Source organism: Acrocarpospora macrocephala, assembly GCF_009687865.1.
Taxonomy (GTDB): Bacteria; Actinomycetota; Actinomycetes; order Streptosporangiales; family Streptosporangiaceae; genus Acrocarpospora; species Acrocarpospora macrocephala.
In genome coordinates, this window is sequence record NZ_BLAE01000057.1 from 12,395 (window position 1) to 27,688 (window position 15,294).

General features: G+C 70.4%; 9 protein-coding genes. 2 read left to right on the top strand and 7 right to left on the bottom strand.

Translation table 11 applies throughout. The annotated features are described in order from the left end of the window. Positions 1–31 precede the first annotated feature (31 nt). The 5 genes from Amac_RS39160 to Amac_RS39180 form a co-directional block, all read right to left on the bottom strand. On the bottom strand, positions 32–1,189 hold the full coding sequence (locus tag Amac_RS39160; protein ID WP_155359481.1) for a VWA domain-containing protein: 1,158 nt from the start codon (positions 1,187–1,189) through the stop codon (positions 32–34). Beyond that, positions 1,189–3,975: a DUF5682 family protein gene (locus Amac_RS56735; protein ID WP_155359527.1), complete on the bottom strand. Its 2,787-nt coding sequence runs from the start codon at positions 3,973–3,975 to the stop codon at positions 1,189–1,191. The genes Amac_RS39160 and Amac_RS56735 overlap by 1 nt, the downstream gene beginning before the upstream one ends. Next, complete coding sequence (locus tag Amac_RS39170; protein WP_155359482.1) at positions 3,965–5,044, bottom strand: ATP-binding protein; 1,080 nt, start codon at positions 5,042–5,044, stop codon at positions 3,965–3,967. Before Amac_RS39170 ends, Amac_RS56735 begins: the two co-directional genes overlap by 11 nt. Beyond that, positions 5,041–6,423 carry a DUF5691 domain-containing protein gene (locus Amac_RS39175; RefSeq protein WP_176611961.1) on the bottom strand — a complete coding sequence of 461 codons (1,383 nt, stop codon included), beginning with the start codon at positions 6,421–6,423 and terminating at the stop codon, positions 5,041–5,043. Before Amac_RS39175 ends, Amac_RS39170 begins: the two co-directional genes overlap by 4 nt. Before the next feature lie 175 nt (positions 6,424–6,598). Next, a complete protein-coding gene (locus Amac_RS39180; RefSeq protein ID WP_155359484.1) occupies positions 6,599–7,951 on the bottom strand; it encodes an SWIM zinc finger family protein in 1,353 nt (450 codons plus the stop codon). Positions 7,952–8,207: 256 nt separating this feature from the next. On the opposite strand from Amac_RS39180, the gene Amac_RS57540 reads away from it, so the two are divergent. Further along, positions 8,208–11,195, top strand: a complete 2,988-nt coding sequence (locus Amac_RS57540) for a helix-turn-helix transcriptional regulator (RefSeq protein ID WP_281356394.1) — start codon at positions 8,208–8,210, stop codon at positions 11,193–11,195. A gap of 282 nt (positions 11,196–11,477) precedes the next feature. Then, entirely contained in the window at positions 11,478–13,016 is a 1,539-nt protein-coding gene (locus Amac_RS39190; protein ID WP_246269005.1) for an aldehyde dehydrogenase family protein, read from the top strand. A 312-nt stretch (positions 13,017–13,328) separates the two neighbouring features. Here Amac_RS39190 and Amac_RS39195 read toward each other — a convergent pair whose 3' ends face one another. Both Amac_RS39195 and Amac_RS39200 read right to left on the bottom strand, forming a co-directional pair. Next, positions 13,329–13,967, bottom strand: a complete 639-nt coding sequence (locus Amac_RS39195; protein ID WP_218041562.1) for a response regulator transcription factor — start codon at positions 13,965–13,967, stop codon at positions 13,329–13,331. Beyond that, positions 13,958–15,205: a sensor histidine kinase gene (locus Amac_RS39200; protein ID WP_155359485.1), complete on the bottom strand. Its 1,248-nt coding sequence runs from the start codon at positions 15,203–15,205 to the stop codon at positions 13,958–13,960. The genes Amac_RS39195 and Amac_RS39200 overlap by 10 nt, the downstream gene beginning before the upstream one ends. Between the last annotated feature and the right edge of the window lie 89 nt (positions 15,206–15,294).

A 15,294-nucleotide genomic window follows, 5' to 3' on the forward strand; every position in this document is an offset into this window, starting at 1 on the left:
CGCCCAGAGTGATCTCGCCCCTCCGAGGGCTCTATTTGGGCTTGAGGTGGCGTTCGGCCCAGGCCGCGATGTCCCTTCGTTCGATGGCGGTGGCCATGAGGCCGGGGAAGGCGTCGGGGGTGCAGGCGAAAGCGGGCACGCCCAGGGCGGCGAGGGCTGCGGCGTTGTCGCGGTCGTAGGCGGGGGTGCCTTCGTCGGAGAGGGCCAGCAGGACGATGACCTGGACTCCGGCGGCGGTCATGGCCGCCACCCGGCGGAGCATCTCGTCCCGGACGCCGCCTTCGTAAAGGTCGCTGATCAGGATGAAGATGGAGTCGTTGGGGCGGGTGATCAGGCCCTGGGAGTAGGCGATGGCGCGGTTGATATCGGTTCCGCCGCCGAGCTGGGTGCCGAAGAGCAGTTCGACCGGGTCGTGGAGCTGGTCGGTGAGGTCGACCACGGCGGTGTCGAAGACGACGAGGCTGGTGCGGAGGGAACGCATCGAGGCCAGGACCGCGCCGAAGACGCTCGAATAGACGACGGAGGCGGCCATCGAGCCGCTCTGGTCGATGCACAGCACGACTTCGCGCTGCACGGCCTGCTGTTTGCGGGCGTATCCGACCAGCCGGGAGGGCACGACGGTGTTCCGGTCGGGAAGATAGTTCTTGAGGTTGGCGCGGATCGTGCGATCCCAGTCGATGTCGGCGGTGCGCCGGGGACGATGGGTGCGCGCGGCCCGGTCCAGTGCGCCGGTCACCGCCGCCCGGGTCTTCTGGACGAGCTGCCGTTCCAGCTCGTTGACTACCTTCCGGACCACCGCCCGCGCCGATTCGCGCGCCTGCTCCGGCATCACCCGGTTGAGCGACAACAGCGTCCCGACCAGGTGCACGTCGGCTTCGACGGCTTCCAGCATCTCCGGTTCGAGCAGCAGACGGCTCAGGTTGAGCCGTTCGATCGCGTCCTTCTGCATGACCTGAACGACGGAGGACGGGAAGTATGTCCTGATATCGCCGAGCCATCGGGTCACCTTGGGCGCCGACGATCCCAGCCCGGCACTGCGCGAACTGTCGCTCCCGCCCTGGTCGTAAAGCGCGGCCAGGGCCGCGTCCATACCCGCGTCTCCCGCACCCAGCTCCCCGCTGGAACAGCCCGGCATGCCGTCGGCCTCGCTCCCGAGCACCAGCCGCCACCGGCGTAACCGCTCGTCCATCAAGCCCTCCCCAGAATCGCCAGCACGGTCTTTACGGCCCCAGCGGCCTGGCTCTCGTCATACGTGATCTCTACCGGCGCCGTCGCACCGGAGGCGACCCGAGAGCCGATGGCCCGCCGTTCCGGCGGCGCGAAGGCCCCGAAGGTACGCCTCAGCAGCGGCAGCACATCAATGAACGCCTCCCCCTGGAGCCCGCTCAGCCACCCGTCCACCATCGCGAGCAACCGCGCGTCGTGCACGAGCATCAGCCCGCCCCCGGACAGGAACCCTTCGATCCAGACCGCGACCCGAACCGGCGGATGCCCCAGAGACATCGCCCTCGACATCCGGTCATCAGCGTCATCGATGACCTCGGCGTCGAACAGGATCCGCACGATCCGCCCTTCGATCACGCCCGGCACATCAGCCCGATCGGCCACCCCGCGCAACGCCGCCAACCACCTCCCCCTCGGCGATGTGACGGCATAGGCCGCAGAGGAATCCACACTTCTCGACGCCACATCTGAGGACATGTTCCCGGACGAGATCGCGCCTCCGGACGAGGTCGCGCCTCCGGACGAGATTGCGTCTCCGGACGAAGTCGCGCCTCCAGGCGAAGTCGCGCCTCCAGGCGAAGTCGCGCCTCCAGGCGAAGTCGCGCCTCCAGGCGAAGTCGCGTTCGTGGTGGCGGGGTCGTCGAGGAGGGTGACCGCTGAGGTCACCGCGTCTATTTGCACGACCATTTCGCGGGCGGTGTCGTCGTCCAAACCGGATACGGCAGGAGACAGGCCGGCGCAGCTGCGGGCCAGCAGGGAGGTGACGATCGAGCCGAGACCGTCGGCGGGGGTGCCGCGGACGTCGCCGTAGCGTTGGGCACGGACGAGGGCGGGCAGGGCGGCCATGAGATGCCGGACGTCGTGGTCGAGCGCCGCCCGGTCGCCGATGGCCTTCAGCACGTGCGGGAGCGCGTCCGGTAGATCGGCGAGCAGGCACTGCTCGACCAGGCCGGTGAGATCCGCGAGGGCGACGCCCTGGGCCTCAGCCGCCGGCGAGCCGGGGGTGGGGGAATGGGCGGGCCCGGCGGCGACTTCGCGGATCTTGGTCGTGGCGGCGGACGGGACGGTGATGCCGCAGGCCGCGGCTTCGATCAGGGTGATGTCGTATTCGGGATGCCATTCGAGGGTCCACGACTCCTTGAAGGTGCCCTTGCCGCGGGTCTCCCGTAAGGTGCCCCAGGGCACGCCGAGGACGCGCAGGCGGTGCAGCAGCTTGCTGCGGTCCAGGTCCAAGGGTTTGCGGAGGTCCAGATCGTAGTCGCGGGCGAGGGCCTCCGGCTTGAGGCGCAGGCGCCGTTGTTCCTCGCGCAGGTGCCGTTGCAGCGGGACCATGGGGGTGGCGTCGGGGACATGGCCCAGGCTTTCGCCCACGACGAGCTGCCGCTGGATCAGTTCGACCGGGAGTTCGTCGCCCTCGCAGAGGACGGCCCTGGCCGCTTCGGTGACCTCGGCCAAGCCCGCGAGGGGCCTGCCGCGCAGGACGGCGAGGCTGTTGGCGAGCCGGACCGATTCGATGACATGCGCGGAGGAGACGGGCAGGCCTTCCTCCCGGAGCACGCGCGCGGCCTTGGTCAGCCACCGTTCGATCGGCTGGACGGGGTTGTCGAACAGATGGTGATACCAGCCAGGCGAGGTGATGCCCGCGCCGTAACCGCTCCAACTGGCCAGCCGTCCATGGGTCCAGGGCACCCACGTCATCTCCGCCTTGACCTTGGGCAGTCCCCTAAGCACCCGATCATCGGCAACAGCCGTAGTCGCCTGAGTCAGGGCCGGCACATGCCACGCGCCGCACACGACGACGATGTTCGTGAAGCCCTCCTTGACGGCCGCCCGAATCGTCCGGCGCATGTACGCCTCCCGCCGGGCCTCATACTCGTCGGGCGTGTAACCCTCCCGAACAGCCGCCATCGCCTCAGCGATCACCTCGAACGGGGTATCCCCCCGATGCTCGACGGCGTCCTCCCACCAACGCTCCGGATCGTCATAACCGGCCGCCGCGGCCAGCGCCCCAATCGGATCCACCCGAAACCCAGACCCATCAGCCTCCCGAGAAGCTTCCTCCGAATCCCGCTCCACCGGCCTGTCCGGGCTGGTCGCGCCCGGGCTACCACGGTCGAGGAGGGGCGCGGCGAGCTCACCTGGGCCACCACCATCGAAGGCGGGGTCAGCGGCCTCACCCGAGCCACCACTACCACTGCCGGAGGCGGGTACGGCAGCCTCACCCGAGCCACCACCACCGGAAGCAGGCACAACAGCCTCGGCCGAGCCACCACCGCCAGAGACGGACACGATCGCCTCACTCAAGCCACCACCACCGGAAGCAGGCACGAGGGCCTCGGCTGGGCCGCCACCGTCGGAGGCGGGTTCGGGGGAGTCTCTTGGATCTTCGGGAGTGTCGCCTGGAGTGTCGTGTTGGGGGCGGATGGCCAGGGAGTTGGTTGCGGGGAGGTCGCAGAAGCGGGCGGGGATTGCGGCGTGGGCGGCGTACTGGAGGGCTTGCCATTCTGGGGAGAAGGTGGCGAAAGGCCAGAACGCCGCTTTGGTGGGGTCGCCGGGGACGTGGGCCAGCAGGGCGACCGGGGGCTCCATCTCGGGGTCGGCGGCCAGGGAGACCAGGGCGTCGGCTTCGGGCGGGCCCTCGATCAGGACGATGTCGGGGGACAGTCGTTCCAGTTCGGCGCGGACCGCGCGGGCCGAGCCCGGGCCGTGGTGGCGGACGCCCAGGACGGTCAGGCGCGGCTCAGCTCGCATCGCGGCAGGCCCGGTAGAAGTCACGCCAATCCTTCCGTTCCCGTACGACGGTCTCCAGGTACTCCTGCCAGACGACCTGGTCGGACACCGGATCCTGGATCACGGCCCCGACGATCCCGGCCGCGACGTCGGCGGGCCGCAGGACGCCGTCGCCGAAGTGAGCCGCGAGAGCGATTCCGCTGGTCAGGACGGAGATAGCCTCGGCCGTGCTCAGCGTGCCGCTCGGCGACTTGACCTTGGTACGGCCATCGCCGGTCACCCCGGCACGCAGCTCGCGGAAGACCGTGACCACCCGGCGGATCTCCTCCATCCCGGCGGGCGTGTCGGGCAGCTCCAGGCTCCGGCCGAGCTGGGTGACCCGGCGGGAGACGATGTCGACCTCCTCCTCGGCGGTGGCGGGCGTCGGCAGCACCACGGTGTTGAACCGCCGCCGCAACGCGCTCGACAGCTCGTTAACACCCCGGTCGCGGTCGTTGGCGGTGGCGATCACGTTGAAGCCCTTGGCCGCCTGGACCTCCTCGTTCAGCTCCGGAATCGGCAGCGTCTTCTCCGACAGCACGGTGATCAAGGCGTCCTGCACGTCGGACGGCATGCGGGTGAGCTCCTCTACCCGGGCCAGCCGCCCTTCGGCCATCGCCCGCATCACCGGGCTTGGCGTCAGAGCCTCCCGGGACGGACCTTCGGCGAGCAGGCGGGCGTAGTTCCAGCCGTACCGGATGGCCTCCTCGGCGGTGCCCGCGGTGCCCTGGACCAGGAGGGTGGAGTCGCCGCTGACGGCGGCGGCCAGGTGCTCGGAGAGCCAGGTCTTGGCCGTGCCGGGGACGCCGAGCAGGAGCAGCGCGCGATCGGTGGCCAGGGTGGCGACGGCCACCTCGACGATCCGGCGGGGGCCGATGTACTTGGGTGTGATGGGCCCGCCCGAGTAGTCGGCGTCGCCGAGCAGGTATGTGGTCACCGCCCAGGGCGACAGCTTCCAGCCGGGCGGGCGCGGGCGGTCGTCGGCCTTGGCCAGGATCGCCAGCTCGTCCGCGTACTGATCTTCCGCGTGGGGGCGCAATACGGTGGTCACGAGAACTCCTTGGTCAGGTCGAATCGGAAACGCAGCGTGGTCGGGAGAACGTGCAGGTCGTCGGGGAGGTGCCCGAGCTGGTCGTGCAGGGCGGGGTTGAGCCGTTCCGCGGCGAGTTTGGCCAGTTCGCCCGCGTTCCACGGCTGGCTGGCGGCGACTTCGACGACACGCTCGAGGACGGCGGCGGCCAGAGGGCCGCTCCATGGCCGGGCGATACCGCCGAGCATCATGATCAGCTGGCCGTTGACGCTCTTGGCGCGGACGAGCTCGGCGGCCCGGTGGGACTGCTCCGCGGGGGGCAGCACGGCCAGCAGGTCGGTGAGCGGCTCAAGGTCGAAGAGGGCGCGGGCCCAGCCGGGGTCGTGCTGGAGGATGGCCGCCCTGGTCCAGCCCATGACGACCTCGCGTCCCCAGTCGGGGATGGTCAGGCGGGTGATCTCGCCGACGCTGAGGCCGAAGTGTCCGGGCCAGAAGTCGAGCGGGGTGTGCGCGATCAGCTGCTGCAGCCACCAGCTCTTGCGGCCGCCGCTCCGACCGGCGGGGAGTTCGCTTCTGATGCCGTCTCGCTCCATGGCGCTGTCGCACCGCTCTGGCAGCTCGACCGTCAGCGTGTTCCCCGCTCTGACCAGCAGCCCGGCGGCCCGCTCGGCCATCCGCCGCCCGAGCCGCGAGCCCGGCAGCCGGGTCAGCAGGTCGGCGGCGGCGCGGCGGACCTCGCGGCGGCGGTCGTCGAGCGCGGCTTCCAGGAACGGCTCGTCGTCCAGGCTGAGCCCGTCCGCGAAGGTGCCGAGGAAGACCGCGCGTTCGGCGGGCGACTCCTTGTCCCAGCCGACGGCCAGGAGTTCCCGGGCGTCTCCCGGCGAGGCGGCCCGGAGCCGCTGCAGGAAGGCCCGGCGGTCGCCGCTGCTGCCGAACTCCCAGACGCCGTGGTCGAGCAGGCCCTCCCCGGACGACTCCTGATGCAGGTACGCCCAGGACGGGTTGAGCTCGGCCAGCCATCGACCCCGAGCCCCCGTCAGCACGCCAAGGTGAGCCCGGACCGATCGGTCACGCGCCCCGAGATCCAGCAGTTGCGGAATCAACCGCGCAGGAACACGCACGCCGTGCTCCACCGCGAGCTCCAGCCACTCGCCGATCAGGCGGGAATGCTCTCCCGCGAGCATCCGAGCCAGCCGATCGGCGGCCCTGGACGACACCAGCGGCAAGCTCTCCACCGGAGCCGCGGCCAGCTGCTCCGCCCGCACCGGCGTCTGCCCCGCCCGCCGCGCCACCACCTCCACGGCGGCCTGCTCCAACACGCTCACGGCCGTGGCACCAGCCCCGCGATCGCTCCCCATCAAGGCCGCCGAAACCAACTGCTCCCATCCAGCTCGGCTCATCACCTGCTCATTCACACGATCACCACCAGATACGGCCGACGCGCGGCACGACCCATAGCCCGGCCGCTCGAAAAATCCACCTGACACTGGCGGCACCCAGCACCACTCATCGCCCGGCCATTCGAAGAACCCGCCTGACACTGCCGACACCCGGCCCGACTCGTCGTCTGGTCGTTCACAGGATCACCACCCTGCCCTGTTCGTCCCAGGTGGTGAGGGGGCGCAGGCCGTCGGGTGTCCATTCGGTGGCGACGGTTACCGGATGGCCGCCAGAGACCGCGGCGAGTTGCCACGGGGTGCCGGTGGACGGGAGCAAGGGCACGGCGTTTTCCTCCTTCTGGTCGTGGTCGGCCAGGTGCCAGGCGGAGTCCGCCTGGGCGGGGACGACATCGTTGAGGACGATGGGCCAGGATTCGGTCCACGGATCGCGGCTGAGGACGTCCGCGATCAGTTGCGGGACCTTGCCGGCCCGTACGCCATGGGGAGGCGTCGCGCTGGAGGCGGCGGCCGAGTGGCGTTCGGCGACCAGGGCGCGCAGGGGTGCGGAGCCGGGATAGAAGCAGAGGCTGGCGTCGATGGTCGTGCCGAGGACCAGTGAGCTGTCCAGCGGCTGGCCGACCGGGGCGAAGGAGAGCACCAGGGCGGCGCGGCCGGTGGCGCGGCCGAGTAGCCAGACCCGGCGGGAGAGCAGGCGGTCGCGGTCCTCGTCGCGGGAGCCGATGACCTGCCAGTGGTCCCGCACCGGCGGCTGGGCCAGCACGTTCTCCTTCGGCGTGGTGAAGCCCACCCGGGACCGGACCGTTTCGCGGAGGTCGCGGGGCAGCTCGGGGGATCTGCGGTGGGCGACCGCAAGCAGATGGACCAGCGCGTATTCCGACAGCAGGCGGGCCGGCCAGTCCTCATGCCGGAACACCCGGCTGAGTTCCGTCATGACGCTCGCGACCCCGGGCACCTGCGCGTCGACGAGCCGTTTGGACAGGTCGGCCCAGTCGGTCGGCGCGGTCTGGCGGGCGCCGGCGATGCCGTGCGCGATCTGGTCGCCCAGCCAGCGCTCCAGGTCGGCCAGACCGGCGTCGACCCGCTCCTCCCGCTGCCGCGCCCGCCGATCGTCACCGGACCCCCCGGAGCCGCCCGCGGCCTCGTCCGCCGCGATGGCGGCGATCTTCTCCGCGACCTTGGCCGTCTGCTTGGCCGCGCGCTCACGGCGCTGGTCCAGCCACTCCTCGACCCAGTCGACCGGCTCCTCGGCGGCGGGCACCCCGTCGGCCGACCAGAGCAGCAGCAGCCCGAGGGCATGCTTGCAGGGAAACTTCCGGCTGGGGCAACTGCACCGGTACGCGGGCTCCCGCAGATCCACACAAGCCCGGTACGGCTTGGCGCCGCTGCCCTTGCACTCCCCCCACAACGCGTCGCGCGCCACTCCGGCACGCGACCATTTCGCGGGCGCGCTCACACCCGCCGCCGCCTTCTGCGACGAGGCGTCCGGCGCGAGCGCCAGCACCTGATCCCGACTCCACCGTTCGATCACGCGCCGCACCATATCCGGGTCCGCCGACAATTCAACGTCGCCCAGCTCAGGACCGCATTCTGTCGGAGGCGCGTGAAATACTCACTCCGTGATGCCGCGAAACACGCAGCTCGGCCAAGAGGCGCAAAGCGCCCAGGGGATGCCAGGCGGTCAAAAAGGCGGCCAGGTAGGGCGAGGCGACGCGGAAACACGGCGTGGCCGCGAAGCACGTGGGGGGCAGGACGCACGGGGTGGGCGTGAGGCGGAAAGTGGATCGGTGGGCCCCGGGAGTTTGATTGGGCGGGGTGAGGAGCTTGGGCGGCTGGTGCGGGTGCTTGACGCGGCGGCCGGGGGGCTCGCGGGGGTCGCTCTTGTTGGTGGGGATGCGGGAATTGGGAAGACTCGGCTGATCCGGGAGCTGGTCGAGCTGGCCAGGCGGCGGGATTTCGTGGTGCTGGTGGGTCAGTGTGCTGAGTTGGGCGACGCGTTGCCGTACCTGCCGCTTACCGACGCGTTGCGGGGGGCCGCGGGCGGACCGGTGGTGGAAGGGCTGGCGGCGCGGCCGGTTTTGCGGCGGCTGCTGCCGGATTCTGATGCGGCTCCGGCCGATGTGGTGACGGGCGGGCTGGCGCAGCAGCGGTTGTTCGGTTCGATGTTGAGCTTGCTCACGGAGGTGGCGGAGCAGCGGCCGGTGCTGTTCGTGCTGGAGGATCTGCATTGGGCCGATCGTTCCACTCGGGATCTGGTGGTGTTCCTGACCCGGATGTTGCAGCGCGAGCGGGTGTGCCTGGTCGGGACGTACCGGACGGATGATCTGCATCGGCGGCATCCGTTGCGGCCGGTGCTGGCCGAGTTGCAGCGGTTGCCGCTGGTCACCGGGGTGGAGGTGCCGCCGCTCGCGGATGAGGCGATGGCGGCGCATCTGGCCGCCCTGGGTGACGGGGACGCGAACGCGATCGACGGGGTGGTGCGGCGGGCGGGCGGGAACCCGTTCTTCGCCGAGGAGCTGTTCGCGTCCACGGCGGGCTCGGAACGGCTGCCGGGGACGCTGGCCGACGTGCTGATGGCGCGGGTCGAAGGGCTGTCGGACACGGCGCAGCAGGTGCTCAGGGTGGCGGCCGTGGCGGGCCGGAGGGTCGATCACGAAGTGCTCCGGGCGGCGGCGGGGCTGGCGGACGAGCCGCTGGAGGAGGCGCTGCGGGAGATCGTCTCCCGGGGGTTGCTGGCCGTCGGGCACCGGATCGGCTACGAGTTCCGGCACGCGCTGCTGCAGGAGGCCGTCTACGACGATCTGCTGCCGGGCGAGCGGACCCGGCTGCATCTGGCGTTCGCGGGGCTGCTGACCGAACGCGGCGGATCCGCCGCCGAGCTGGCGCATCATTATTCGGCGGCGCACGATCTGCGTGGCGCGGTGGTGGCTTCGGTGGAGGCCGGGCGACGGGCGATCGAGTTGGGCGCGCCCGCCGAGGCGCATCGGCATTTCGATCGCGCGCTCGCGGACTGGGCGCACGTTCCGGACGCCGAGCGGTTGACCGGGACGACTCGGGTCAGGCTGACCCTGGAAAGCGCCGCCGCGGCGGCCGACAGCGGCGACTACCACCGGGCGATCGCGCAGCTCAAACGGCTGCGGCAGCTGGTCGGCACGCCGGAACTGATCGCGGAGACCAACGAGCGGCTGGCCTACTACCAGGCCGACGCGGACGACTCCGCTGGGATGGTCGACACGGCCCACGCCGCTGTCACGGCCCTTGGTGACGAACCGGAGAACCCGCTGCTGGCCAAGGCGCTGGCGACGTACGCGCGAACGTTGTGGGACAACGGGCGGCCGGAGGAGGCGCGCGCGACGGCGACCCGGGCGCTGGAAGTTGCGCGCCGGACCGGGGCGGCCGACGCGGAGATCACCGCGCTGATCTCGCTCGCGCTGTTCGAGGAGGTCACCGGCACACCGGCGCGGGCCGAGGAGCTGCTGTCCGGCGCGGCCGCGCAGAACTCCCCCAACCTGTCCATCAACCTGCGCGCCCGCTTCAACCACGCCCGCGTGCAGTACGAACGAGGCAACCTGGAGGCCGCCGCCAAGTCCACGGAGGAGGGGGTCAGGCTCGCCCGCGAGACCGGCCTCACCTGGAGCGTGTTCGGCACCGACCTGCGTTTCCTGCAATATCTCGTGCATTATGTGGACGGCGACTGGGCCACGGCGGAGACGCTGGCGAACGGGTTCGGCATCCGGGTGGGCACGATCGCGGAGGCGGTCCTGTCGTCGTTCGCGCTGTTCGTCGAGGTCGGCCAGGGGCGGCCCGCCGCCGACGAGCGGCTGCGCTGGCTGGAGCCGTTCTGGCCCCAGGACGAGTTCGTGATCTACATGGCGCGCGGGCTGGCCGCCGAGCAGGCGCTGTGGCGCGGGGATCCCGGGACGGCTCTGACGCACGTCGAGGCGGTGCTGGCCACGCTCACGCGACTCAACGCCGGATCCATCAGGATGGCCGCGACCGGGCTGTGGGCGCTGGCCGAGCAGGCCAAAGATCACCGAATCACCGCCGAGCAGACGCGGAGCATCCGGGAACAAGCCGACGAACTGCTGGCCCGTGCCCGGTATGCGGCCGCCAACGGCCTGTCCGGGCCGCGTGGGGAGCTCGGCCCGGAGGGCAGGGGCTGGGCGGCGCGCGCCGAAGCCGACTGGCATCGGGTGTACGGCACGGCCACGCCGGAGATCTGGCGGACCACGGCGGAGGCGTTCTCGTTCGGCTTCCGCTACGAAGAGGCGCGGTCCCGGTGGCGGCTGGCCGAAGCCCTGCTCGAAGCCGGTGACCGGGCTTCCGCCCTGGTGGAGTGGACTGCCGCTGTGAAGATCGCCGATCGGTTGCGGGCGGTTCCGCTCGGGGCGGCACTGGCCCAACTCGGTCGGCGGGCTCGATTTTCGCTGACCGACGACGACCAGGCCGGACAGAGCGGACCCGGCAGAATGGGCGGATCCGGCGGACAGGGTGGACCGGGTGTACCAGGTAGAACGGGCGGACCGGGCGGTCGAGGTGGTGCGGTCGAGGCTCTGCCGGTGAATGTGCTGGCCTCGCTGACCAGTCGGGAGCGTGAGGTGCTCGCGCTGGTCACGGCGGGGAACTCGAACCGGGAGATCGGCGAGCGGCTTTTCATCTCGCAGAAGACCGCGAGCGTGCACGTGTCCAACATCCTGGCCAAACTCGGGGTGGCCACACGAACCCAGGCCGCCGCGATCGCGCACCAGGAAGGGCTCGCGCCGCCCGGTGACTGAGTCGCCCGGTGATCTGTCAACCACAGACCCGCCTGGCCGATATCCCCTGACCAAGTGCGGCTCGACCAGCAACAACCTGCCCAGCCGAGCTCCGCTGGTCTCCTACGCGCGGAGCCGTGACTGAGTCGGCTGATGACCGACTCTCCCAATGCCGGTCTCCCAGTGGATGAGCCTCCTGTTGGATGAGGAGACATGCGTCCGAGGAATACATGGCTGAGGAAATACGCGGCCGGCGGAAATACTCTGGAGCAAAGCGCCCTTCGCGAAGGATTTTGGAGGTCAATGATGACCCGCCACATCGTTTCCGTCATCGGTGGTAAGGACAGCCAGGCCGCAGCGCCGTACAAGTCGGTTAATCCGGCTCGGGTGGAGCAGGTGGTGGCTGAGGTGGGGCTGGCGGACGCGGAGACGTTCGCGGCGGCCTGCCGGGTCGCGGCCGGAGCGCAGCGGGACTGGGCGAAGGTGCCCGCGCCGGTGCGCGGGCGGGTGATCGCGTCGATCGGGCGGCTGGTCGAGGAGAACGCGGAGACGCTGGCCCGGCTGGTGACCGACGAGATCGGCAAGCCGTACGCGGAGGCGCTGGGCGAGGTCCGGGAGATCGTGGACACCTGCGATTTCTTCCTGGGCGAGGGGCGGCGGCTGTACGGGCAGACGGTTCCGTCGGAGATGCCGGACAAGAGCCTGTTCACGTTCCGGGTTCCGGTGGGGGTGGCGGCGATCATCACGGCCGGGAACTTCCCGGTGGCGGTGCCATCCTGGTATCTGGTTCCTGCGCTGTTGTGCGGGAACGCGGTCGTCTGGAAGCCCGCTGAGTACGCGGCCGCTTCCGCGCACGCCCTCTACCGGCTGTTCGCGGCGGCCGGACTGCCCGACGGTGTGCTCAACATCGTGTTCGCGGACGGTGCGGCCACCTTCGCCGGGCTGGACCAGGCGCTGGGTGAGGGTTCGGTGCAGAAGGTCGGGTTCACCGGGTCCTCCGAGGTGGGGCGCAAGATCGGCGAGCTGTGCGGGCGGCACCTGCAGTCGCCCTGCCTGGAGCTCGGCGGCAAGAACCCGATGGTGATCATGCCGGACGCGGATCTCGATCTCGCCGTCGAGGGCGCGCTCTTCGCCGGATTCGGTACGGCCGGCCAGCGCTGCACCTCACTCGGCACGGTCATCGTGCACGAATCCATCCACGACGACTTCGTGACCCGCTACACGGCGGCCGTGCGGGCCGCGTCCATCGGCGACCCGACCGGCGACGTGATCTGCGGCCCGCTGCTGGACCACAAGTTCGCCGACCGGTTCGAGGAGTACCTGACCTGGGTCGAACCCCACCACCAGGTGCTCACCGGCCCCACCGGCAAGATCACTGAATCCAGCCCCCGGGGCGAGTTCACCGGCGAAGGCGGCCTCTACTACCACCCCGTCGTCGTCGACGGCGTCCGCCCCGACGACCGGCTGTTCCTGGAAGAGACCTTCGGCCCCATCGTCGGCGTGACCACCTTCGAAACCCTCGACGAGGCCATCCACCTCGCCAACAAACCCGGCTACGGCCTGTCCTCCTCGATCTACACCACCAACCCCACCTCCGTGTTCCGCTTCCGCGAGGCCGTCTCCGCCGGAATGCTCAGCGTCAACAACTCCACCTCCGGCGCCGAAGCCCACCTCCCCTTCGGCGGCAACGGCAAATCCGGCAACGGCAGCCGCCAGTCCGGCATGTGGGTCCTCGACCAGTTCACCCGCTGGCAAGCCATGAACTGGGACTACTCCGGCCACCTCCAAAAGGCCCAAATGGACGTCGCCGAGATCACCCCCGACATCGGCTTCCGCCTCTGAACCCATCCAAAGACCGAAATTTCGGGTTACTCGCCGTTATCCGGCGCCGTCTACGCCCGCACCACTTCTCACCGCACCGGCGCCAAGAGTGCGGCCTTTCGCATCGGTTCTTCGCATCCGTAGAGATCCGACCTGTGAAAACTCTCGCGCGTGGATAACCGGGCCACAAAGGACGGTCGTTCAGGCTCGTAAGTGGGCGAGGACAACATCGACCGGATCAAGAAGGCCTCGCAAGCGCTCGGTCGTTCAGGCTCGTAAGCAGGTGAGAACAACATCAACCGGGCCAAGAAGGCCTCGCGAGCGCTCGGTCGTTCAGGCTCGTAAGTAGGTGAGGACGGCTAGGACGCGGCGGTGGTCGTCGGGGGCTGGAGGTAGGTCGAGCTTGGTGAGGATGCCGTTGACGTGTTTGGCGACGGCTGCGTCGGAGATGGCGAGGCGGCGGCTGATCGCGGTGTTGGAGCGGCCCTCCGCCATGAGGGCGAGCACGTCCCGTTCCCGGGGGGTGAGGCGTTCGAGGGTAGTGCGCAGGCGACGGCGGGTGAGCAGGCGGCGGACCACGTCGGGGTCGATGACGGTGCCCTGGGCGGCCACCTGATCGAGGGCGGCGAGGAATTCGGTGACGTCGCCGACGCGGTCCTTGAGCAGGTAGCCGATGCCTGGACCGGTTTCGACGAGTTCGGCGGCGTTGGTGTGCTCGACGTACTGGGAGAGGATCAGGACGGGCAGGCCAGGGTGAAGGCGGCGCAGCCGCAAGGCGGCGCGTAGCCCTTCGTCGCGGAAGTCCGGCGGCATGCGGATGTCGGTGATCACGGCGTCGGGTGTCTCCTGGGCCACGGCGGCGAGCAGTTCAGCCGCGTCGGCGACGGCACGGACGCTGTGCCCGAAGTGGGTCAGGATATGGGTCAGCCCTTCGCGCAGCAGAGCGGAATCCTCGGCGAGCACTACGCGCACGGCAACTCCACGCCCAGCACCGTGGGGCCGCCCGGCGGGCTGGTCAGCGTGATCCTGCCGTTGAGCACCGAGACGCGGTCGGCCAAGCCCATCAGCCCGCTGCCGCGCGCCGGGTCGGCTCCGCCGGTGCCGTCGTCGCGGACCTCCAGCACCAGCAGCCGGCCCTGCCGCCACACGCCGATCCAGACCTGCCGGGCGTTGCTGTGCCGGGTCACGTTGGTGAGGGCTTCGCCGATGACGAACCACGCGGTCGCCTCCACCGGTCCGGGTGGCCGCTCCGGCAGGTCGATGTCGACCTGGACCGGCACGGCGCAGTGCTCGGCCAGCTCGGCCACGGCGGCGGGAAGACCTCGGTCGGTGAGGATCTGGGGATGGATGCCGTGAACGAGATCGCGCAGCTCCCCCAGCGTGGCCCTGGCCTGCTCGTACGCCTTGCCGACCAGGTCACGGGCGACGGGCGGCGCGTCAGCGAGCTGGAGTTTCGCCAGGCCCAGCGTCATGATGACGCCCGTCAGCCGCTGCTGGGCGCCATCATGCAGGTCACGCTCGATGCGGCGGCGTTGCGCGTCCATGGCGTCCATGATCCGTGCCCGGGATCGGGTCAGTTCCATCACCTCGGCGTCGAACGGGTGGGACACGAGCGTACGGGTGAGCGTCGCGCGACCCGCGGCGTACGCGGTGATCAAGTACATGACGACGGGCAGGGTCAGCACGCCGACGGCGGTGAGCGCGAACGCCTGCGGCAGCTCGGCGGCCACCAGACCGAAGATCCTATCGGGCTGGTAGTCCGGCAGGAGCACGACCAGCGCGGGAAAGCCGATCAGGTAGAGGGCGCAGCAGAAGAGCAGGCCGACCACGGCGTCCAGCCAGGCCAGCCCGAGCGCGAACAGCAGCGCGTAGCCGAGCTCCCGCCAGGTGGCCGTCTCCCCGAAACGGGCGCCGATCCAGCCCCACAGCCCGGGGCGTACGAGCCGGGGGTGGGGGGACGGCGCGGGTGCGGTGTCCACGAGCCGCAGCCGCCACCGCTCGACCGCGGCGAGCGGGATTCCGGCGAGGAGCACGCCGAGGCCGAACGCGGGGACGGCGATCAGTCCCGTGACCGCGGCCACCCACACGGTCGCGACGATCCAGCCGGTCAGCACGTAGGCGAGCGAGCGCCACGGCCACGACGAGGCGAGGAATCGCAGCGGGCCGCGGGTCATCGCCCGCCAGCCGTGCCCCGGTCGCCGCGTGTGCATGGACGAAACAGTAGGCCCCGCTCGGCCGGTATGGCCTTCCCGCAGGGACGACCCTCGGGGGTAGTGCTGGCGTTACCTTCAGGGGCTCC